At 70.0% G+C, this 20,891-nt stretch carries 18 protein-coding genes; 16 read left to right on the top strand and 2 right to left on the bottom strand.

The features are described from left to right. Window positions 1–30: 30 nt before the first annotated feature. From G472_RS0126315 to pnp, 12 genes are all read left to right on the top strand, one after another. Window positions 31–504 (top strand): helix-turn-helix domain-containing protein, encoded by a 474-nt coding sequence (locus tag G472_RS0126315; protein WP_029010765.1) that lies wholly within the window; start codon window positions 31–33, stop codon window positions 502–504. Window positions 505–716: 212 nt separating this feature from the next. Beyond that, the gene (gene metK / locus G472_RS0126310) at window positions 717–1,886 is read left to right on the top strand and encodes a methionine adenosyltransferase (protein WP_029010764.1); all 1,170 of its coding nucleotides are present in this window, start codon (window positions 717–719) and stop codon (window positions 1,884–1,886) included. A 72-nt stretch (window positions 1,887–1,958) separates the two neighbouring features. Next, window positions 1,959–2,699 (top strand): tRNA (guanine(46)-N(7))-methyltransferase TrmB, encoded by a 741-nt coding sequence (trmB, locus tag G472_RS0126305; RefSeq protein WP_029010763.1) that lies wholly within the window; start codon window positions 1,959–1,961, stop codon window positions 2,697–2,699. Between the two features lie 168 nt (window positions 2,700–2,867). Beyond that, window positions 2,868–3,353, top strand: coding sequence for a ribosome maturation factor RimP (rimP, locus tag G472_RS0126300; protein ID WP_029010762.1), 486 nt, complete (start codon window positions 2,868–2,870; stop codon window positions 3,351–3,353). A 72-nt stretch (window positions 3,354–3,425) separates the two neighbouring features. Further along, a complete protein-coding gene (gene nusA / locus G472_RS0126295; protein WP_029010761.1) occupies window positions 3,426–4,961 on the top strand; it encodes a transcription termination factor NusA in 1,536 nt (511 codons plus the stop codon). Between the two features lie 42 nt (window positions 4,962–5,003). Next, window positions 5,004–5,717, top strand: a complete 714-nt coding sequence (locus G472_RS35790; protein ID WP_084536915.1) for an RNA-binding protein — start codon at window positions 5,004–5,006, stop codon at window positions 5,715–5,717. 21 nt (window positions 5,718–5,738) lie between these two features. After that, entirely contained in the window at window positions 5,739–8,468 is a 2,730-nt protein-coding gene (gene infB, locus G472_RS0126285; protein WP_029010760.1) for a translation initiation factor IF-2, read from the top strand. Window positions 8,469–8,591: 123 nt separating this feature from the next. Beyond that, window positions 8,592–8,858 (top strand): type II toxin-antitoxin system Phd/YefM family antitoxin, encoded by a 267-nt coding sequence (locus tag G472_RS0126280; RefSeq protein WP_029010759.1) that lies wholly within the window; start codon window positions 8,592–8,594, stop codon window positions 8,856–8,858. A 146-nt stretch (window positions 8,859–9,004) separates the two neighbouring features. Then, window positions 9,005–9,580: a 30S ribosome-binding factor RbfA gene (gene rbfA / locus G472_RS0126275; RefSeq protein WP_029010758.1), complete on the top strand. Its 576-nt coding sequence runs from the start codon at window positions 9,005–9,007 to the stop codon at window positions 9,578–9,580. Further along, a complete protein-coding gene (gene truB, locus G472_RS0126270; RefSeq protein ID WP_029010757.1) occupies window positions 9,570–10,508 on the top strand; it encodes a tRNA pseudouridine(55) synthase TruB in 939 nt (312 codons plus the stop codon). The genes rbfA and truB overlap by 11 nt, the downstream gene beginning before the upstream one ends. 18 nt (window positions 10,509–10,526) lie before the next feature. Further along, the gene (rpsO, locus tag G472_RS0126265) at window positions 10,527–10,796 is read left to right on the top strand and encodes a 30S ribosomal protein S15 (protein ID WP_029010756.1); all 270 of its coding nucleotides are present in this window, start codon (window positions 10,527–10,529) and stop codon (window positions 10,794–10,796) included. A 267-nt stretch (window positions 10,797–11,063) separates the two neighbouring features. After that, window positions 11,064–13,193, top strand: a complete 2,130-nt coding sequence (gene pnp / locus G472_RS0126260) for a polyribonucleotide nucleotidyltransferase (protein WP_029010755.1) — start codon at window positions 11,064–11,066, stop codon at window positions 13,191–13,193. Window positions 13,194–13,539: 346 nt separating this feature from the next. On the opposite strand, the gene G472_RS37665 is transcribed toward pnp, so the two are convergent. Next, window positions 13,540–16,230: a pentapeptide repeat-containing protein gene (locus tag G472_RS37665; protein WP_029010754.1), complete on the bottom strand. Its 2,691-nt coding sequence runs from the start codon at window positions 16,228–16,230 to the stop codon at window positions 13,540–13,542. Between the two features lie 177 nt (window positions 16,231–16,407). Here G472_RS37665 and G472_RS0126250 point away from each other — a divergent pair, with 177 nt between their 5' ends. The 3 genes from G472_RS0126250 (at window position 16,408) to G472_RS0126240 (ending at window position 18,966) form a co-directional block, all read left to right on the top strand. Next, the gene (locus G472_RS0126250) at window positions 16,408–16,920 is read left to right on the top strand and encodes a tryptophan-rich sensory protein (RefSeq protein ID WP_029010753.1); all 513 of its coding nucleotides are present in this window, start codon (window positions 16,408–16,410) and stop codon (window positions 16,918–16,920) included. 166 nt (window positions 16,921–17,086) lie between these two features. Continuing rightward, complete coding sequence (locus G472_RS0126245) at window positions 17,087–18,574, top strand: S8 family peptidase (protein ID WP_084536914.1); 1,488 nt, start codon at window positions 17,087–17,089, stop codon at window positions 18,572–18,574. 179 nt (window positions 18,575–18,753) lie between these two features. Then, entirely contained in the window at window positions 18,754–18,966 is a 213-nt protein-coding gene (locus tag G472_RS0126240; RefSeq protein WP_029010751.1) for a hypothetical protein, read from the top strand. 24 nt (window positions 18,967–18,990) lie between these two features. Here G472_RS0126240 and G472_RS0126235 read toward each other — a convergent pair whose 3' ends face one another. Then, the gene (locus G472_RS0126235) at window positions 18,991–20,028 is read right to left on the bottom strand and encodes a lysine-2,3-aminomutase-like protein (protein WP_029010750.1); all 1,038 of its coding nucleotides are present in this window, start codon (window positions 20,026–20,028) and stop codon (window positions 18,991–18,993) included. Between the two features lie 96 nt (window positions 20,029–20,124). On the opposite strand from G472_RS0126235, the gene G472_RS0126230 reads away from it, so the two are divergent. Further along, on the top strand, window positions 20,125–20,865 hold the full coding sequence (locus G472_RS0126230) for a glycerophosphoryl diester phosphodiesterase (RefSeq protein ID WP_029010749.1): 741 nt from the start codon (window positions 20,125–20,127) through the stop codon (window positions 20,863–20,865). Window positions 20,866–20,891 lie beyond the last annotated feature (26 nt).

Here is a 20,891-nt window from a genome sequence, read left to right as displayed (position 1 = left end):
GGCGGACACACGTTTTCAGGGAAAATGGGCATGCAGACAATAGCGCGGGGCCGCCGTGGAGCATCGGGACGGCCCAAGACCGGTAAGCCGAATCCGATCGACGTCCATGTCGGGTCCCGGGTCCGGCTCCGTCGGACCCTCCTCGGCATGAGCCAGGAAAAGCTGGGTGAGGCGATCGGCCTCACGTTCCAGCAGGTCCAGAAGTATGAGCGCGGCGCCAACCGCATCGGCGCATCTCGGCTGTTCGGCCTGAGCGTCGTGCTGGACGTCCCCGTGTCGTTCTTCTTCGACGACATGCCGGCGGAGGCCCGGAACGCCCCCGTCGACGACGAGGAGGAGGGCGAGGATCGTCCCGTTGCGGCCTACGAGCCGGATCCGATGGCCAAGCGCGAGACGCTGGAGCTGGTGCGCGCCTATTACCGGATCTCCGACCCGTCGGTGCGCAAGCGGCTGTTCGAATTGACCAAGGCGGTCGCCAACGCGGGTGCCGAGGCGGCCGAGTAAACGGCGGGTGCGGAACGTCGCGGCCGCGGGCGCATTCCCTCCGGGACATGCGCCCGCCGGCGTTCCCCGCCGCCACCCGTGCACGCCTGCGTCGGTATTCGGCGCCGACTCCGCTTGACCTCGGCGAAAAACATCGTCAAATACGGCTCCTGATCGGCCGGACGTCGTACACCGATCTTCCAGCCCGCCCTTGAGAAGCAGCCGAGGTTCACGTGGCCAAGCAGAACTACGTTTTCACCAGCGAGTCCGTGTCCGAGGGGCATCCGGACAAGGTGTGCGACCGCATTTCCGACGCGATCGTCGATCTTTATCTGTCGCACGACCCGCAGGCCCGTGTGGCGGTGGAAACTCTGGCCACGACCAACCAGATCGTGCTGGCCGGCGAGGTGCGCGGACCGGAGTCCATCACCGCGGACACCCTGGTCGACGTCGCCCGTCACGCCGTGCGGGACATCGGGTACGAGCAGGACGGCTTCCACTGGCAGAACATGGACGTGAAGTGCTTCGTTCACGCCCAGTCGGCCGACATCGCCATGGGCGTCGACGCCGCCGGCAACAAGGATGAGGGTGCCGGCGACCAGGGCATCATGTTCGGCTACGCCTGCCGCGAGACGCCGGCGCTGATGCCGGCCCCCATCTATTACGCTCACGCCATCCTGAAGTCCCTGGCCGAGGCCCGCCATTCCGGCGCCGCGCCGGTGCTCGGTCCCGACGCCAAAAGCCAGGTGACGCTTCAGTACGTCGACGGCCGGCCGGTGCGCGCCACCTCCATCGTCGTATCGACCCAGCACACCGAGGCGGTCGACCAGGACGAGGTGCGCGAGATCGTGCGCCCGCACGTGGTGAACTGCCTGCCGGAAGGCTGGATGTGCGAGGAGCCGCTGTTCTACGTCAACCCGACCGGCCGTTTCGTCATCGGCGGCCCGGACGGCGACGCCGGCCTGACCGGCCGCAAGATCATCGTCGACACCTACGGCGGGGCCGCACCCCACGGCGGCGGCGCCTTCTCCGGCAAGGACCCGACGAAGGTCGACCGCTCGGCCGCCTACGCCGCCCGCTACCTCGCCAAGAACGTGGTGGCGGCGGAACTGGCGGACCGTTGCACCATCCAGCTCTCCTACGCCATCGGCGTGTCGAAGCCGCTGTCGGTCTACATCAACACCCACGACACCGGCCGGGTCGACGAGGACCGCCTGTCGCAGGTGCTTCAGCAGCTCATGGATCTGAGCCCGCGCGGCATCCGCACGCACCTCGGCCTGAACAAGCCGATCTACGCGCGCACCGCCGCCTATGGCCACTTCGGCCGCGATCCGGAGGTGGACGGCGGCTTCTCGTGGGAGAAGATCGATCTGGTGAACGATCTGCGCACCGCGTTCTTCTGATCGCCGGCTTTCACCCCGGTGTTCCATGGCAGGGGCCCTCGGGCCCCTGCTTCCGTTTTCGGACCACGCTTCATGACCGATTCCACCGACGAGACCGGCCGCCGCCTCTACGGGCGCCGCAAGGGGCGGCCGCTGCGCCGGCGCCGCACCGAACTTCTGGAAACCCTGCTGCCCCGCCTGACGGTCGCCGTGCCGCCGTCCGGCACCCCCATCGACCCGGCCGCCCTGTTCGACCGGCCGGTGGACGACGTCTGGCTGGAGGTGGGGTTCGGCGGCGGCCACCATCTCGCCTGGCAGGCGGCGCACCACCCCGGCATCGGCCTGATCGGCTGCGAGCCCTTCGTCAACGGAGTCGCCGGCCTGCTGGGGCTGGTGGAGGACGCCGGTGTGGACAACGTGCGCATCGTGCCCGACGATGCCCGTCCGCTGCTGGACGCCCTGCCCGACGCCTCGATCGGCCGCGCCTTCGTGCTGTTTGCCGACCCCTGGCCCAAGAAACGCCATTGGGAGCGCCGCTTCATCGGGCCGGGGACCCTGGACACGCTCGCCCGCGTGCTCCGGGACGGGGCCGAGTTGCGACTCGCCAGCGACGATCCGGGGCTGGTGCGCTGGATGCTGGAGCACACCGTGCGCCATCCCGATTTCGCGTGGACGGCGCGGCGTGCCGCCGACTGGCGCGAACGCCCCGCCGACTGGCCGCCCACCCGCTACGAGGAGAAGGCCATCGCCGCCGGTCGCCGGCCGGTGTTCCTGCGCTTCGTGCGCCGGCCGCGCGCCGCCGAGCCCGCTGCCGAGCCCGCCGGCGGGGGATAAATCCCTTGCAGCCTGCGGCGGAACGGCTATATTCAGCGCTCAGATCCCATACGACTTGGCGGCCCGCGCAAGCGGGCCGGCGAGACGCTTTGCGGGTGGGCTGTTGCCCACCTATTGTTTTTATTGGCTAAGGCAAACCCGGACGGTGTCCGGGTCGGGCTCGGTGGAATGGACGCAACCGGTCGCATCGAACAGATTGTCTCTCCCTCGGTCGAGGCCATGGGCTACGAGATCGTGCGGGTGCAGCTTTCGGGCAGCCAGCGCCCCGTCCTCCAGATCATGGCTGAACGCGCCGACGGCGCGCCCATGACGGTGGAGGACTGCGCCGACATCAGCCGGTCCGTCTCCGCGCTGCTCGACGTGGAGGATCCGATCGCCGGCGCCTACACGCTGGAGGTCAGCTCGCCCGGTCTGGACCGGCCGCTGACCCGGCTGAAGGATTACGAGCGGTTCGCCGGATTCGAGGCGCGGATCGAGACCCGCATCGCCATCGACGGACGCAAGCGCTTCAAGGGGCGGCTGCGCGGCGTCGAGGGCGACGAGGTGCGCGTCGAGACCGAGCAGGGCCCGGCCGGCATCGCCTTTGACAACATTCAGCGCGCCAAGCTGGTGATCACGGACGACCTGCTCCGTGCCAGCGGGCAGCAGGCCTGACGCCGGTACCGCCCGGCCGGGACGAAACGACGCCGCGGGAAACAGAAGAACGTTTTCGGGAAAGAGTGACGGATGGAACTGCTGCAAGTCGCTGATGCGGTCGCCCGCGAAAAGAACATCGACCGGGACGAGGTCCTGGAGGCGATGGAGCAGGCGATTCAAAAGGCCGGCCGCTCCAAGTACGGCCACGAGCACGACATCCGCGCCCGCATCGACCGCAAGACCGGCGAGATCCAGTTGGCCCGCTACCTGGAGGTGGTCGAGGAGGTAGAGAACGAGGCGACGCAGGTGACGCAGGCCTACGCCCAGCGCCGGCGCCCCGGCATCGCCGTCGGGGAGTTCCTGATCGACCCGCTGCCCCCCATCGACTTCGGGCGCATCGCCGCCCAGACCGCCAAGCAGGTCATCGTCCAGAAGGTCCGCGACGCCGAGCGCAAGCGCCAGTTCAACGAGTACAAGGACCGCATCGGCGAGGTCGTCAACGGCCTGGTCAAGCGGGTCGAGTACGGAAACGTCACCGTCGACCTGGGCCGCGCCGAGGCGATCCTGCGCCGCGACGAGCTGCTGCCGCGCGAGCATTTCAAGAACGGCGACCGCGTGCGCGCCTACATCTACGACGTGCGCGAGGAAGCGCGCGGGCCGCAGATCTTCCTGTCGCGCACCCACCCCATGTTCATGGCCAAGCTGTTCGAGCAGGAGGTGCCGGAGATCTACGACGGCATCATCGAGATCAAGGCGGTCGCCCGCGACCCCGGCAGCCGCGCCAAGATCGCCGTGGTCTCCAAGGACAGCTCGATCGATCCGGTGGGGGCGTGCGTCGGCATGCGCGGCAGCCGCGTCCAGGCGGTCGTCGGCGAGCTGCAGGGCGAGAAGATCGACATCATCCCCTGGTCGCAGGAGCCGGCCACCTTCGTCGTCAACGCACTGGCCCCCGCCGAGGTGGCCAAGGTGGTGATCGACGAGGAGGGGGGCCGCATCGAGGTGGTGGTGCCCGACGACCAGCTCTCGCTGGCCATCGGCCGGCGCGGCCAGAACGTACGGCTCGCCTCCATGCTGACGGGCTGGGACATCGACATCATGACCGAGCAGGAGGAATCGGAGCGCCGCTCCGAGGAATTCCGCACCCGGTCGCAGCTTTTCATCGATGGACTCGACGTGGACGACGTAATCGCCCATCTTCTGGTGGCCGAGGGTTTCACCTCCGTGGAGGAGATCGCCTTCGTCGAAACCGAGGAGCTGGCCGAGATCGAAGGGTTCGACGAGGACGTCGCCAACGAGCTGAAGCAGCGTGCGCTGAACTTCCTGGAAGAGCAGGACGAGCGGATGACCGCCCGCCGGCTGGAACTGGGCGTGACCGACGACGTCGCGACCATCACCGGCCTGTCTCCGGTGCTGCTGGTCAAGCTGGGCGAGAACGGCGTGAAGACGCTGGACGACCTGGCCGATCTGGCGGCGGACGAACTGCGCGACATCCTGGGCAAGGAAGCGCCGACCGAGGACGAGGCCAACGACATCATCATGGCCGCCCGCGCCCACTGGTTCGAAACCGAGGGCGGGCAGGCCGGCGATGCGGCAGCGGCCGGCGGACAGCCGGCGGCCGGACAGTAACACCGCTTCCCCGCCCGCGGGCGGAGGGGCGACACCGAGAGGATGGCAGGACTGAACGACGCGATCGACAGCGAGATCGGACTCCCGACGCCGGACACGGCCGTGGACCCCGCCGACCTGGAGCGGGGCCCGCAGCGCCGCTGCATCGTCACGGGCACGGTCCGGGCCAGGGACGGCATGATCCGCTTCGCGGTCGCGCCGGACGGGGATCTCGTGCCCGATCTGGAGGAGCGGCTGCCCGGCCGCGGACTCTGGCTGACGGCCGAGCGCGCGCTGCTGGACAAGGCCATCGCGCGCAACATCTTCGCTAAGGCCGCCCGTCGGGCGGTGCGCGTGCCGCCCGACCTGCGGGAGCGACTCGTCGCCCTGCTGGAACGGCGGTGCCTCGACCACATCGGCCTGGCGCGCCGCGCCGGGCAGGCCGTGGCGGGGTTCGAAAAGGTGCGTGAGGCGCTGAAGGGGGGCCGCGTCGGCCGCCTCGGCCCGCCGCCCGGCCTCCTCGTGGAGGCCAGCGACGGCTCGCCGGACCAGCGCGGCAAGCTGCAGGCGCTCGCCCCCGGGCTTCCGGTGGTCGACGCTTTTGATTCCGCAGCGCTCGCTGCGGCGCTCGGACGGGAACACGCGGTGCACGCCGTGGTCGCCCGCGGAAAGCTGGCCGAAGGGCTGGCTCGCGACGCGGCGCGGTTGCGCGGCATCGCACTCCCGGACGCCAGTCCTTCCGTCGCCGGCGCGGGGCCGGGCGGCCGTGGCAATTAACGATTCAACATTCCGGAACCGATGACCGATAGCAACGACCAGGACCACAAGAAAGTCTTGCACCTCTCCGGCTCCGGCAAGGGGAAACTGGAGCTGAAGAAGCCGGTCGACACCACGGTCCGGCAAAGCTTTTCCCATGGCCGGTCGAAAACCGTGACCGTCGAGGTCAAGCGCAAGCGGACGGTGGAGAAGGGCGCCCTGCCCGGCGTGGCCGACGGCGGTGCCGCCGCGCGCCAGGCCGCCCAGGGCCTGCCCATCCGCGGCCCCGGCGGGCGACCGGCCCGGGGCAGCGGGGGGGCGGCGCGCCAGCTCACCAAGGAGGAGCGCGAGGCACGCCTGCGCGCCCTGCATGGCGCCGTGCTCAAGGAGGAGCAGCGCCGCATCGAGGCGGAGATCGCCGCCGAGGAGCAGGAGGCCGCCGCCGCGGCCGCCGCGGAGGCCGCTGCGGCCGAGCCGGAGGTGGCCGAGCCGGAGGTGCTCGACGCCGAGGCGCTGCGCCGGCGTGAAATGGAAGAGCTGCGGCGCATCCAGGAAGAGGAGCGCCGCAAGGAGGAGGAGGCCGAAAGCCGCCGCCGGGAAGAGGAGGCCAAGCGTAAGGAGGCCGAGCAGGCCCGCAAGGCCGAGGAGCCGAGGAAGGCCGGTGACGAGGCGCGCCGCCCCGCCGCCGCCGCCGCGACTCCGCGCGCCGCCGAGACGCCGGCCGCCCGCGCCGCCGCCGGCCTTGCCGGCCGCTTCGCCACCGAAGAGGACGACGGGCGCGGCGGCGGTGGCCGCGGTGGCGCCGGCCGCGGCAAGACCGCCGGCAAGGCCGCGGCACCCGCCCCGCGCAAGGCCACCCCGGCCGGCGGCGACCGCCGCCGCGGCGGCAAGATCACCGTGACCCAGGCCCTCAACGAAGACGAGGGTCGCGGCCGCAGCCTGGCGTCGGTGCGCCGTGCGCGCGAGCGTGAACGGCTGCGCATGCTGTCCCGCCAGGACACCCAGAAGGTCACCCGCGACGTGGTCCTGCCCGAAGTCATCACCGTGCAGGAGCTGGCCAACCGCATGGCCGAGCGCGGCGCGGACGTGATCAAGTCGCTGATGCGCATGGGCGTCATGGCCACCATCAACCAGACCATCGACGCCGACACGGCCGAGCTGGTCATCGCCGAGTTCGGCCACCGCGTGCGCCGCGTCTCGGAGGCCGACGTCGAGATCGGCATGCGGGGCGAGGAGGACGTGGCGGAGCAGATGATCCCGCGGCCGCCGGTGGTCACCATCATGGGCCACGTCGACCACGGCAAGACGTCGCTGCTCGACGCGCTGCGTCAGACCGACGTGGTGTCGGGCGAGGCCGGCGGCATCACCCAGCACATCGGCGCCTATCAGGTGCAGTTGGCGTCGGGTGCCAGGATCACCTTCATCGACACCCCCGGCCACGCCGCCTTCACCGAGATGCGCGCGCGCGGCGCCAACGTCACCGACGTGGTGGTGCTGGTGGTGGCGGCCAACGACGGCGTCATGCCCCAGACGATCGAGGCGATCCACCACGCCAAGGCGGCCAAGGTGCCGATCATCGTGGCGATCAACAAGATCGACCTGCCCGACGCCAAGCCCGACCGCGTCCGCCAGGAGCTGCTGCAGCACGACCTGGTGGTCGAGGACATGGGCGGCGACGTGCTCGACGTGCCGGTCTCCGCCAAGGCCAAGATCAACCTGGACAAGCTGGAGGAGGCCATCCTCCTGCAGGCGGAAATCCTGGAGCTGAAGGCCAACGCCGCGCGCACCGCCGACGGCGTGGTGGTCGAGGCCAAGCTGGAGCGCGGCCGCGGCTCGGTCGCCACCGTGCTGGTGCAGCGCGGCACCCTGCGCGTCGGCGACGTCTTCGTCGCCGGGTCGGAGTGGGGCCGGGTGCGCGCCCTGGTCAACGACCGCGGCCAGAACGTTCCCGAGGCCGGTCCCGCCACCCCGGTGGAGGTGCTGGGTCTGAACGGCACGCCGATGGCCGGCGACGACTTCACCGTCGTCGACACCGAGGCGCGCGCCCGCGAGATCGCCGAGTTCCGCCAGCGCAAGAAGCGCGAAGCGGCCAACGCGGCCACCGCCCGCGGGTCGTTGCAGGACATGTTCAACCGCATCCAGGCCGGCGAGGCCAAGGAACTGCCCGTCGTCATCAAGGGCGACGTGCAGGGCTCGATCGAGGCGATCTCCAGCTCGCTGGAGAAGCTCACGGCCGAGAACACCGAGGTCAAGGTCCGTGTCCTGCACGCGTCGGTGGGCGCCATCAACGAATCCGACGTCACGCTGGCCAACGCGTCCAACGCGATGATCATCGGCTTCAACGTCCGCGCCAACCCGCAGGCCCGTGACCTGGCCAAGCGCGACAGCGTGGAGATCCGCTACTACTCGATCATCTACAACGTGATCGACGACGTGAAGCAGGCGCTGACGGGCATGCTGGCCCCGACGCTGCGCGAACGCTTCATCGGCTACGCCGAGATCCGCGAGGTGTTCAACATCACCCGCGTCGGCAAGGTGGCGGGCTGCATGATCACCCAGGGCACCGTCAAGCGCGGCGCCGGCGTGCGCCTGCTGCGCGACAACGTCGTGATCCACGAGGGCACGCTGAAGACCCTGAAGCGCTTCAAGGACGAAGTCCGCGAGGTGCGCGAGGGCTACGAATGCGGCATGGCCTTCGAGAACTACGACAACATCCAGGCCGGTGACGTCATCGAAGCGTTCGAGATCGAGGAAGTCGCCCGGGCGCTGTAAGGCCCGGGACATGTCCGGGTGCCGGCCGGTTTTGACAAGGATCGGGGCGTAACCGCCCCGATCCGCCGTCGGCAGGGGCAGACCACCCCGACGCGGCTCCGGCATACCGTGCGGGAGGTTGACATGACCGAATCGATCCCACTTGACGCCGCCGAGGGGCATCTCGCCGAACCGGTCGAGCGCACCGTCGGCGGTGAGGATATCGTTCTCACGCGCAACGGACGTCCGGCAGCACGGATCGTCCCGATGACCCCGGACGCACCGGTGGTCAGGCAGCCGAAGCGGTTGGGACTCGCCAGAGGGCGCATCCGCATCGCGGAGGACTTCGATGAGACGCCCCAATGGCTCGTCGATGCCTTCGAAGCGTCGAAGGCGCACCGCACCACGTGACACCGGAGTCAAGGTGCCGGCGGTGACCGTCGGGCACGTTGAGCGGGTGGCGGCCCTGCCCCGGCACCACGGGGATCCGTCCGCCCCCATGGCGTTCCGATCCTCCGGTCCTGACCGGCCGGACGCTTCAAACGAAAGCAAAGACCATGGCGAGCAAACATCACGGCGCGATGCGCGCCGGCAAAGCCCCGTCCCAGCGCCAGTTGCGCATCGGTGAGGAGTTGCGCCACACGCTGGCGGACATCTTCCGGCGCGGCGACTTCCACGATCCCGATCTGCTGGCGCTCAACGTCACGGTGACGGAGGTGCGCATCAGCCCCGACCTGAAGGCCGCCACCGCCTTCGTGACGCCGCTCGGCGGCGGCCACATGGACGAGGCGCTGGCGGCCCTGCGCCGCGCCGCGCCCTTCCTGCGCGGCCAGGTGGCGCGGGAGATCAACCTGCGCCATGCACCGCGGCTGAGCTTCGAGGCCGACACCTCCTTCGAGTACGCCGGGCGGATCGACACCATCCTGCACAGCCCGGCGGTGGCCCGCGATCTGCTGCCCGACCGGGTCAACGGCGACGACGACCACGACGACGATGATCACGAGGACGGCATCGACGACGAGGCCCCGGAGGAGTTCGAGTACGACCGCGAAGCGGACGACGACCTCGATGACCTTGATGACGGGGACGGGGACGCCGACGCGGCGGACGGGGAGCGCGGGCGTGGCGCGTAAGCGGAAGGGGCAGCCGATCCACGGCTGGCTGGTTCTGGACAAGCCGGTCGGCCTGAGTTCCACCCGGGCCCTGTCCCGGGTGCGCCATCTGCTGAACGCCGAAAAGGCCGGACATGGCGGCACGCTGGACCCGCTGGCCACCGGCGTGCTGCCCATCGCCCTGGGCGAGGCGACCAAGACGGTGTCCTACGCCATGGAGGGCGCCAAGACCTACCGCTTCACCGTGCGCTGGGGCGAGCGGCGGACCACCGACGACCGCGAGGGCGAGGTGATCGACACCAGCGCCGTCCGGCCGACCGACGCGGCGATCGCGGCCGCTTTGCCCGGCTTCCTCGGCACCATCGAGCAGGTGCCGCCGCAGTTCTGCGCCCTGAAGGTGGACGGGGAGCGCGCCTACGCCATCGCCCGCGACGGCGACGCGGTCGATCTGGCGCCGCGGCGCGTGCGCATCGACCGCTTCGTCCTGGTGGGGCAACCCGACCCGGACCACGCGGTGTTCGAGGTGGACTGCGGCAAGGGCACCTACGTGCGCTCGCTTGCCCGCGACCTGGCGGAGGCGCTGGGCACCGTCGGCCACGTGGCGGAGCTGCGCCGCACGCGGGTCGGCCGCTTCACCGCGGACCACGCGATTTCCCTGGACGATCTGGCCGCGATGGAGCAAGGTGCGGCCGTCGAAAGACTTCTGCTGCCGATCGAGACCGCGCTGGACGACATCCCGGCGCTGGCCCTGACGGAAGCGGAAGCGCACCGACTGAAACACGGCCAACCTGTGGCGCTCATCACCCGGCAGGACCGCGACCGCCTGAAGGCGTTGCACGGTTCGGCGGGGGAGGATGGCGCCATTCTTGCGCTGTTCGCCGGCAGGCCGGTGGCGCTGGCCCGTGTGGAGGGGGCGGAGGTCCGTCCGGTGCGCGTCCTGAACCTCTGACCATTCAAGGAGACCCCGATGTCGATCACTGCCGAGCGCAAGCAGGAGCTGATCAAGGAATACGCCCGCGGGGAGGCCGACACCGGCTCGCCCGAGGTGCAGGTTGCCATCCTGTCGGAGCGCATCCGCAACCTGACGGAGCACCTGCAGTCGCACAAGAAGGACTTCCACTCCCGCCGCGGCCTGCTGGTCATGGTCGGGCAGCGCCGTCGCCTTCTCGACTATCTCAAGAAGAGCGACCAGAGCCGCTACGCGACCCTGATCGAGCGTCTGGGCCTGCGCCGCTGAGGCTTGGTCCCAACCAAGGCTTCGAGGCCGTGAACCCGCTCCGCCACGCCGCCGTCCCCGCGCCCGACCGGGCGCCACAGGGGACGGCGCGCATGGCCGGGCGGGTTTTCTGTTTTGTCGGTACGCTCCCGCTTCGGGGCCGGCGCGGGAACACCGCCGCCGGTCGTTGATCTGTTTTCATGGGGCCACAGGGCGGCACCGCCGCCGGCCCCGACCCGCACCGCCAATCCGGGTGGCGCGGGTGTCGGACGGAAGGAAGGCAATCGTATGTTCAACGTGTTTCGCAAGGAAATCGACTGGGGCGGGCGCAAGCTGACGCTGGAAACCGGCAAGATCGCGCGCCAGGCCGACGGCGCCGTCATGGTCACCTACGGCGAGACCACCGTGCTGTGCACGGTCGTCGCGGCCAAGGCGGCCAAGCCCGGCATCGATTTCTTTCCGCTGACGGTCAACTATCAGGAAAAGACCTTCGCGGCCGGCAAGATCCCCGGCGGCTTCTTCAAGCGCGAGGGGCGCCCGACCGAGAAGGAGACGCTGGTCAGCCGCCTGATCGACCGGCCGATCCGTCCGCTGTTCGCCAAGGGCTTCCGCAACGAGACGCAGGTCATCTGCACGGTGCTGAGCCATGACCTGGAAAACGACCCCGACATCGTCGCCATGGTCGGCACCTCGGCGGCCCTGACCATTTCCGGCGTGCCGTTCCTCGGCCCCATCGGTGCGGCCCGCGTCGGCTACGTCGACGGGCAGTACGTGCTGAACCCGACCATGGACGCCATGGACGGCTCCATCCTCGACCTGGTCGTCGCCGGCACCACCGAAGGCGTGCTGATGGTCGAGTCGGAAGCCCGCGAGCTGTCCGAAGAGGTCATGCTGGGCGCCGTCATGTTCGGCCACAAGAACTTCCAGCCGGTGATCGAGGCGATCATCGACCTGGCCGAGCAGTGCGCCAAGGAGCCGTGGGAGATCCCGCCGCCGGCCTACGACGCCGAGGCGGTCAAGGCGCGGCTGCGCGCCGTGGTGGGCGCCGACGTGGAGGCCGCCTACACCGAGACGGTGAAGCAGACCCGCCACGAGAAGCTGTCGGCGGCCAAGCAGAAGGCGCTGGAGACGCTGCTGGCGGAGGAGTTCGACGCCGGCGCCATCGCGTCGCAGTTCAAGGAGCTGGAGAGCGACATCCTGCGCGGCGCGGTGCTGAAGACCGGCCGCCGCATCGACGGCCGCGACACCCGGACGGTCCGCCCCATCGTGGCCGAGGTCGGCGTTCTGCCGCGCGCCCACGGCTCGGCCCTGTTCACCCGCGGCGAGACCCAGGCGCTGGTGGTCACCACGCTGGGCACCAGCCAGGACGAGCAGATCATCGACGCGCTGGAGGGCGAGTACCGGGAGCACTTCATGCTCCACTACAACTTCCCGCCCTACTCGGTGGGTGAGGCCGGCCGCATGGGCTCGCCGGGCCGCCGCGAGATCGGCCACGGCAAGCTGGCGTGGCGCGCCATCCACCCGCTGCTGCCGAAGAAGGAAGACTTCCCCTACACCGTGCGCGTGGTGTCCGAGGTGACGGAGTCCAACGGCTCCTCCTCGATGGCCACGGTGTGCGGCACGTCGCTGTCGATGATGGATTCCGGCGCCCCGCTGGCCCGCCCCATCGCCGGCATCGCCATGGGCCTGATCAAGGAAGGCAGCGCGTTCGCGGTGCTGTCCGACATCCTGGGCGACGAGGACCACCTGGGCGACATGGACTTCAAGGTGGCCGGCACCGAGAAGGGCGTGACGGCCCTGCAGATGGACATCAAGATCACCTCGATCACCGAGGAGATCATGAAGATCGCCCTGGCGCAGGCGCACGACGGCCGTGTCCACATCCTGGGCGAGATGGCCAAGGCCATCGGCGGTGCCCGCGAGGGGGTGAACCAGAACGCCCCGCGCATCACCGTCATCAACATCCCCAAGGAGAAGATCCGCGACGTCATCGGTTCCGGCGGCAAGGTGATCCGCGAGATCGTCGAGCAGACCGGCGCCAAGATCGACATCGAGGACGACGGCACGGTGAAGGTGGCCGCGGTCGACAACAAGGCCGCGCAGGCCGCCATCGACTGGATCAAGGGCATCGTCGCCGAGCCGGAGCTGGGCGTCATCTACATCGGCAAGGTGGTGAAGGTCGTCGACTTCGGCGCCTTCGTGAACTTCCTGGGCTCCCGCGACGGCCTCGTCCACATCTCCGAACTGGCGCAGCAGCGCGTCGGCAAGGTGTCCGACGTGGTCAAGCAGGGTGACGAGGTGAAGGTGAAGGTCATCGGCTTCGACGAGCGCGGCAAGGTCAAGCTGTCGATGAAGCAGGTCGACCAGACCACCGGCGAAGACCTGAAGAAGAAGGCCGAGGACGACGCGACGCAGTGATGCGCCGCTGAGCACCGCCGGACCGGAAAAAGGCGCCGCATGGCGCCTTTTTCTATGCGCCACGGCCGCCGAGGGCAGGGGAGGGGCGCTCACCCGGCGCCGGCCGGCCGCACGGACCCTCGCCGGGCTTGCGAGACGCTGCCCCCACCCTCCTGCGGTGCGGGCCCCTCTCTCCTCTGCCGGGGCCACCCCCGCCCGCGCCGCTCTCCGCCGGACACGTGAACACGCCCTCCCCCGCGCAGTGGGGGAGGGTTGGGTGGGGGCCCGACGCGACTGAGCCCGTCCAAGCCGCGGGAACGCCGGCGCACCGTGGCCGCATCGGCATGGTGGTGGCGTGGAACGCGGGTCATGTCCGTTGCTTGATGCCCGATGCGCCGACCAAGTTGGCGCCGACCAAGTTGGCGTCGGTCAGGTTGGCGCGGGTCAGGTTGGCGCGGGTCAGGTTGGCGCCGGACAGGTTGGCGCCGGACAGGTTGGCACCGTATAGATCGGCGCCGGACATGTCGGCGTCGGACAGTTTGGCGACGGTCAGGTCGGCGTCGGACAGTTTGGCGCGGGTCAGGTTGGCGCGGGTCAGGTTGGCACCGGACAGTTTTGCGTCGGACAGTTCGGCACTGGACAGGTCGGCACCGGACAGTTTGGCGCAGAATAGATAGGCGAAGAACAAGTTGGCGCCGGTCAGGTCGGCGCCGGTTAGATCCGCCCCGGTCAGGTCGGCGCCCGACAGCGAGGCGCGGGCCAAGTTTGCACGATTCAGATCGAATGCGGTCAGCGCACGCGCCGCTACCGTTTGCGAACCCCATGGACCAATGAGCCGGTGGAGGGTTTCGGCTGCCGAAGTGGCCGACCAATCGATGCGGACCAGCGACCGGTCGCCATCGGCTCTCGTCTTGCGCACCGTGGCGTTGAGGGCCACCAGCAGCGCCACCTCGGCGTTGCGCACGCGCCGCTCGGCTGCGCGGGCGCGGATGTCGGCGCTTCCCGGCCAGGGCATGCCCTCGCTGACGCACTCCCGGAACAGCCGGGTCAGCGTCCGGCGCCACGCGGCGACGGGCTTCGGCCGGCCGCTCCGGGCCGGAGCGGCAACCTCGGCCTGCACCATGACCATGAGGTCGCGATCGATGGCGGCCGGGCCGCACAGGTCCATCCAGGTCATCAGTGCGGCGTCGATCCGCCGGCGCTGATGACCTTCGCCGGCCTGCTCGTGAACCTCCCCGATTCCCCGCGCGATGCGCCGCGCCGTCAGGAACTCGGCAAAGCTCTTGTGGGTGAACTCCACGATCGTGTGGCGCACATCGTTGTGAGCGCGGCAGAAGAAACTGTCGAGCACGGTGGTCAAAGCGCGGGTGCGGTTGTTGGTGATGGCATCGAGACCCCCCGTGAGGCCGGCCTCGTCGAGGCGGGCGACCACCGCATCCACCGGCGCGGCGCGGTCGCCGTGGTGCCAGGCGGCGACCGCGGCCTCCTCCAGCACCCGTTCCAGCGCGTCGCGGTCGCCGAGTCCGTCCATGGCTTCCGCGCGCCGCTCCCGGTGCACGCGGTCGAGGACGTGGGTGAACAGGCGGGTGTAGAGGTCGTGCACCCCGTCGATCGTGGCGGCCTTCTCCGGTCCCTCCAGGGTCAGCACCTGCGCCAGCAGCCAATTGAGCAGTGGCTGCGCCGTCAGATCGTCGAGTCGGTGATCCCCACCCGACAGCACCCGCGGCAGGCCGTGCGACGAGTCGAACCGGCGCCACCACTCCCCCCGCTGGTCCAGGTCCCTCAGGGGGCCGGCCTCGAAGCGGTGCTTCTCCCGGTCGGACAGGACATAGCGCAGGGCGTCCAGCCGCGTGTGTCCGGCGCGGGCGATGCCGTCGGTGGCGCCCGCGGCGCCGGGACGGCCGGCGAGCAGGAGGAGGAGGCGGGCGGCGTCCCGGTTCACCTCCAGGACACGGCGCTCCAGGCTGTTGGCGAAGTCCCGCACGATCTCGGCGGCGCCCTGGCCGGCCTTGGCAAGCTCGTCCAGCCCGTCGAGGATCATCACCAGCGGTTCCTCCGTCCCGCCCCGCAGGTCCGCCAGCGGATCGTGCCCCAGGTCCTCGCCGACGAAGCGGGACAACTCCGCCCGGGGATCGCCGTAATAGTCGAGGCGGCCCAGTGGCACCAGCAGCACCCGGCGGCCCCGGCGGGCCAGGTCGGCGGCCAGCATGGCGCAGGCGCTGGACTTGCCGGCGCCGGGGTCTCCCGACAGCACGCGAATCGAATCCTCGCGGTCCGCCCGGTCGATCCAGCCGTGCAACGCCTCGTCCAGCCAGACGATGGCGCGCTTTGGTTCCTCGCCGCCCGGCCGCGGCGGTGCCGCGCGGCCGATGGCGGCGCGCAGGGGAACGTAGAGATCGGCCAGGGAATAGGGCGGGATCTCCGGCGCCAGGGAGCGCAGCGGTTCGTGAACCGCGGCGACCAGCCGGGCGCGGTAGGCCATCCACTGCCGGGCGCGCTCTGCCGCCCCGTCCACCGGGGTCTCGCGCGCCAGCTCGACCAGCAGTGCGGCGTAGTCGGCCCGCCGCGACCCGTCGCGCAGCTCGCTTTGCAGGGCCAGCGGCACTTCGTCGCAGAAGGCGCGGCCCATGGGCGCGCGCTCCTCCTCCGGCACCGCGCACGCCGCCTGCCAGCGGGCGAAGGCCGCCGCCAGCACGTCCAGGGCCGGCCAGCGCTCCGGGTGGGCGAAGGCGTCGGCCGTCAGCTCCACCGTCGCCCCGTCATCGTGGACGAGGCCGTCCAGCTCCGCCGCCATCTCCGGCGGGGCGGCAAGGGCGGCCAGCGCGGGCGCCTGCCGGGCGAAGCGGGCGATGGTCCGCATCGCCGCAGCGAAGGCGGCGCGCCGGAGCAGCAGGCGCGCCCCCTCTTCGGCCGTCGGCGCGGTCGGCCCGGTCCGGGAGACCGCGTGGAGGGTGTCGATGCCGCCGGTCACCACCTCCGCCCAGTTCCCGGGAACGGAGTGTGCAAGCATCTTCAGGAGACCGGTGACGAGCGCTCCTCTCTCCACCGCCAACGGCATCGGCCACTCCGCGCTTGGGTCCGGGGATTCACCACCCGCGCTGTCATCCGCCGGACGGTCCCTGTCCCGATACTGGAACAACCACCGGACCACCGCAACCGTCAGCGCCGCCTTGACCGGGGCCCGGCGCGGCGCATCTCCCTGCGGGATCGGGTGAGCGGAACGGGGGGAGCGGGTATGGGCGGTGACGCGGGGTTCCGGGTGCGCTGGTGGCACGCGGTGGTGTTCTGGCTGGCGGTCAACGCCTACAGCGCCCTGTCCGACGACCGCGTTCCCTTTCCGGGCCATGTGGAGTCGCCGCTGCAACCGCCGGCCATCGCCTTTCCCATCGCCTGGTTCAGCATCACCATCGTCCAGCTCTGGGGCGACGTGCGGATGATCAACACGCGCCACCGCATCTGGGACTACGACGTGCTGGTGGCGCTGCAACTCTGCACCTGGGTGCTCTACGCCAGCTTCAGCTACGTCTACTTCACCCTCGGCAGCCCGATCCTGGCCCTGGTGTGGACGGTGCTGTTCTTCGTGCTGACGGTGGTCTCCATCACCCTGGTCCGCCACAACGACCGGGCCATCGCCCTGAGCTGGCTGCCCGGCGCCCTGTGGACCGCCTTCGCCTCCGTCGTCGCGGTGCACACCGTCCTGATCAACCCCGACCCGCTGTTCGGCACGGCCGCCCTGCTGCCGCCATAGAGCGGGTTGAAGAGAATCGCATCACCTCGGTGCGGTGAGGGGAGTGGTGCGTCCCGCCGAATTGTCTATGGTTGTGTTTGATTGACAGATTTAAGCGTTTCAGAATATACCCCATGGAGGGATACGCGAAAATCGATGATTCAATGCTCTTTCGGATGCGCGCCTTATGGAACCTCCTTCTCACGGCGATAACAATATCAGATCTGCCATTTTTCCGGGAAAGCGCCGATCCGGCCGCCGCCGGCCGACCGCTGAGCGCCTGAACGGCAAACGATTCTGGCGCTCGCTGTGCTGCCGCCGCAAGGCCAGGGGCATCGCAATGCCGCCGCATCATCCGGCTCGCCCGAATGGCCGGTCCCATCCGATGGCGGTCCGGGCCACCGACGTCTACATCGTGATTCCACCCGACGACATGCCTGTTGCCGCTGCGCAGGCCGGCCCGGACAGTCACGGCAACGAAGGAGGTGGGATGCGCCCCACAAGCGTGTGGAAACGTCAGAAAGCGTTTCTGCACGTGGCGCTCGGCGATCGCGGATGGCGGGGAGACCTTCGGCGCCGCGATCGCGGGGCAATGGCTGCCCCTATGGCAAGCGCTGCCGCCGTCAGTGGCAGCCGGTTCACCGGAGCGGTCCGCACGATCGAAGCCCTCGATCTGCTGCTGGTCGATGATCCGAGCCAAGCCGACATCGATGCCCTGGAAGCGGCGGGAGCAACCGTAATCCCCAACACGTTGCTGACCCTCGTCGAACCGTCCCGGCCGGCCGCCGGCGCGGCCACCCCGGCGGACCGGTCGTGGCATCTGGGAAAGATCAAGGCGGAAGCCGCCTTCGGGAAGGGGTTGACGGGCCGGGGTGTGACGGTCGGTGTCCTCGACACCGGCATCGATTCCGGGCACAGCGAATTCGAGGACATCGCCGCCACGTTCATGGAGTTCGATGCCAACGGACGGGCACGGGCCGGTACGCCAACCCGTGATTTCGAGAAGCATGGAACGCACGTCTGCGGTCTGTTGGCCGGCAAGACCCTGGGATTGGCGCGCGGTTGCCGTCTCAAGGTCGCCGCCGTTCTGACCGGCCGTGATGCCGGCGGTCGCCCGGTCGGTACGCTTGCCCAGGTGGTAAGGGGGTACGGCTGGCTGCTGAACAGGCAGACCGACGAGACCGGACCCATGGTGATCAACGCGTCGATCAGCATCGGTTCTCAGGGGCAGGACCTGTACAGCCAGATCGAAAAGGCGCGATTCGGTCAGAACGTCCTGACGATCGCGGCCATCGGCAACAACGGTGCCAACGGCATCAACCGGCACACGGCGCCGGGACACTACGACCATGTTCTCGGCGTCGGTGCCACGGATCCCGACGACGCCGTCGCACCGTTCAGCGACTGGGGCACCCATCGGGGCCAGGCGAAGCCGGATCTGTGCGCGCCCGGCGATCCCGTCCTGAGCGCCATTCCCCTGAATGGCTACGAGCATATGCGCGGAACGTCGATGGCGACGCCGCTGGTCAGTGCCACGGCGGCGCTGCTTCTGGAGGCCGATGCAACGCTGAAGGACAACGTCGATCGGCTGATCGCCCGCATTCTCACGCTGACGGCCCCCATTGCCGACAAGCCGCGCGGTGGCGTTGGACGTCTTGATCTCAGCCGGATATAGCTCTATAAATGAGATTCCGAGTCGTGAATCGGAGTATCGTCATGCTATCCGAAACCGTTCGGGATCGGCTGAACAGGGCGCCTCCATCCACCGAGATCGCGCTCATCCTCCGGTGGAAGCCTTCGCCCTGCCGGCCGGATTTCGCCGGGATTGCCAACCGGACCGAACGCTGGCGTGCCATGGCAGCCTACTACAACCGGGCCAAGGCACCCGTGCTGAACGCCATCGCGGCGACCCCCGGCCTGGAGGTCGACGCGCTGGAGGGGACGGAACAGGCGATCGTCATCGGGCCGGCGGGAACCCTCATGACGCTGATTCAGAATGAACCGCTGCTGTCGCGGGACGACATCGACGTTTTGCCTAATGACCCGGAATACGCCCGGCCGGCCTGACCAAACCAGTGCGGCTACACCCCGTCACGGCGCGTAGGTGTGGCGTGTGCCGGTGAAGTCCTCCACAGCGGCGGTGCCGTCGTCGCGGGGCTCGACCCAGGCGGGGGCGGCGGGGGCCTTGCCGTGGCCGCCGGGGATGTCGAGCACGTAGGTGGGCTGGCACAGGCCCGAGACATGGCCGCGCAACGCCTTCACCAGCGCCTGCCCCTCCGCCAGGGTGGGGCGGAAATGGCCGGTGCCGGGGGCCAGGTCGGGGTGGTGCAGGTAATAGGGCTTCACCCGGTGGCGCACCATCGCGCGGAACAGCGCCTCCAGGCTGGCGGCGTCGGCGTTTACCCCCTTCAGCAGCACCGTCTGGCCCAGCAGCGGAATGCCCGCGTCGGCCAGCCGCGCCAGGGCCGCGGCGGCCGCGGGGGAGGCCAGTTCGCCGGCGTGGTTGGCGTGCACCGCCACCCAGGTGGCCAGCCCCTCCGCCCGCAGGGCCGCCACCAGTTCCGGCGTCACCCGCAGGGGATCGGCGACGGGGACCCGGGTGTGGAAGCGCACCACCCCCACATGCCCCATGCCCGCCAGCGCCCGTACGATGGACTCGATGCGGCGTACGCTCAGCAGCAACGGATCGCCGCCGGTGACCACCACCTCCCACACCTCGGGGCGGGAGCGCACGTACGCCAGCGCCGCTTCCAGCTCCTCCGCCGTCAGCGCCTCGCCGCCCGGCCCCACCATCTCGCGGCGGAAGCAGAACCGGCAATAGACGGCGCAGGCGTGCAGCGGCTTCAGCAGCACCCGGTCGGGATAGCGGTGGACGATGCCCTTGACCGGGGATCGGGCGTGGTCGCCGATGGGGTCGTCCCGTTCGGCGGGCGTGGTGTACGCCTCCTCCGGTGCCGGAACGTACTGGGCGTACAGCGGGTCGCCCGGTGCGGCGCCGGTCAGCCGGTCGGCCAGGTAGGGGGTGATGGCCACGGCGTAGCGCCCGGCCACGCCGGCCACGCCCGCCGCCGCCTCGGGCGGGAGCAGTCCGGCGTTCACCAGGTCGGCCACGCTGCGCAGGGTCTTCATGATCCGTGAATCCGCTTTTCCGGGCGCCGGATTTGCGCCATACGGGAACTCCCCGCCCCCGCCGTCCGGGGTGCGGCGTTTTACCGCCGGAGCGTCATGCTGTCGACCCTTCCCCGCCTGATCGGCCACCGCGGCGCCAAGGAAAGCGCGCCGGAGAACACCCTCGCCTCGGTGCGCGAAGCGGCGCGCCAGGGGGCCCCGTGGGTGGAGGTGGACACCATGCTGACCCGCGACGGCGTGCCCGTCGTCATCCACGACGACACGCTGGATCGCACCACGTCGGGTCGCGGCGCCGTCGCTGACACCGACCTGGCCGATCTCCGGCGCCTGGACGCCGGCGCCTGGTTCGATCCCCGTTTCGCCGGCGAAACGGTGCCGACGTTGCAAGAGGTTCTTGATCTGGTGCGGGACCTCGGCCCGGGCCTGAACCTGGAGATCAAGCCGTCCGCCGGCCGCAACGCCGAGACCGCGCGGGCCGCCCTGGCGGTGCTGGCCGCGGCCCCGTTGCCGGCCGGCCGGCTCCTCGTCTCCAGCTTCGAGCCGGAGTGCCTGGAGGTGGCCGGCCGCCTGGCGCCCGATGTGCCGCGCGGTTACCTGATGGACGAGACGCCGGCCGACTGGGCCGCCATCGCCGACCGGCTGGGGGCGGCGACGCTCAACGTCGACCAACGCCGGCAAACGGCCGACAGCGTGGCGGCGTTCCGCGCCACCGGGCGGCCGGTGCTGGCCTACACCGTCAACGACGCGGCGCGCGCCCGTACCCTGTTCGATTGGGGTGTCACCGGCGTCTTCACCGATGCCCCCGGACGGCTGGCGGCGGAGCTGGCGATCCGATGACGCTTTCGTGTCCGCAGCGTGGAAAT

It is taken from the genome of Azospirillum halopraeferens DSM 3675, from assembly GCF_000429625.1.
Classification (GTDB): Bacteria; Pseudomonadota; Alphaproteobacteria; order Azospirillales; family Azospirillaceae; genus Azospirillum; species Azospirillum halopraeferens.
The sequence above is the reverse complement of the archived record's forward strand: the minus strand, read 5'-3'. Positions and strand labels throughout refer to the sequence as shown.

Bases quoted from the DNA above. Each gene is read 5' to 3' on its own strand.
- G472_RS0126315 (WP_029010765.1), top strand. From the start codon at position 31: ATGCAGACAATAGCGCGGGGCCGCCGTGGAGCATCGGGACGGCCCAAG.
- G472_RS0126250 (WP_029010753.1), top strand. From the start codon at position 16,408: ATGGGCGGTGACGCGGGGTTCCGGGTGCGCTGGTGGCACGCGGTGGTG.
- G472_RS0126230 (WP_029010749.1), top strand. From the start codon at position 20,125: ATGCTGTCGACCCTTCCCCGCCTGATCGGCCACCGCGGCGCCAAGGAA.
- rbfA (WP_029010758.1), top strand. From the start codon at position 9,005: ATGGCGAGCAAACATCACGGCGCGATGCGCGCCGGCAAAGCCCCGTCC.
- G472_RS0126240 (WP_029010751.1), top strand. From the start codon at position 18,754: ATGGCAGCCTACTACAACCGGGCCAAGGCACCCGTGCTGAACGCCATC.
- G472_RS0126245 (WP_084536914.1), top strand. From the start codon at position 17,087: ATGGAACCTCCTTCTCACGGCGATAACAATATCAGATCTGCCATTTTT.
- pnp (WP_029010755.1), top strand. From the start codon at position 11,064: ATGTTCAACGTGTTTCGCAAGGAAATCGACTGGGGCGGGCGCAAGCTG.
- nusA (WP_029010761.1), top strand. From the start codon at position 3,426: ATGGAACTGCTGCAAGTCGCTGATGCGGTCGCCCGCGAAAAGAACATC.
- G472_RS0126280 (WP_029010759.1), top strand. From the start codon at position 8,592: ATGACCGAATCGATCCCACTTGACGCCGCCGAGGGGCATCTCGCCGAA.
- rpsO (WP_029010756.1), top strand. From the start codon at position 10,527: ATGTCGATCACTGCCGAGCGCAAGCAGGAGCTGATCAAGGAATACGCC.
- G472_RS35790 (WP_084536915.1), top strand. From the start codon at position 5,004: ATGGCAGGACTGAACGACGCGATCGACAGCGAGATCGGACTCCCGACG.
- infB (WP_029010760.1), top strand. From the start codon at position 5,739: ATGACCGATAGCAACGACCAGGACCACAAGAAAGTCTTGCACCTCTCC.
- trmB (WP_029010763.1), top strand. From the start codon at position 1,959: ATGACCGATTCCACCGACGAGACCGGCCGCCGCCTCTACGGGCGCCGC.
- rimP (WP_029010762.1), top strand. From the start codon at position 2,868: ATGGACGCAACCGGTCGCATCGAACAGATTGTCTCTCCCTCGGTCGAG.
- G472_RS0126235 (WP_029010750.1), bottom strand. From the start codon at position 20,028: ATGAAGACCCTGCGCAGCGTGGCCGACCTGGTGAACGCCGGACTGCTC.
- G472_RS37665 (WP_029010754.1), bottom strand. From the start codon at position 16,230: ATGCCGTTGGCGGTGGAGAGAGGAGCGCTCGTCACCGGTCTCCTGAAG.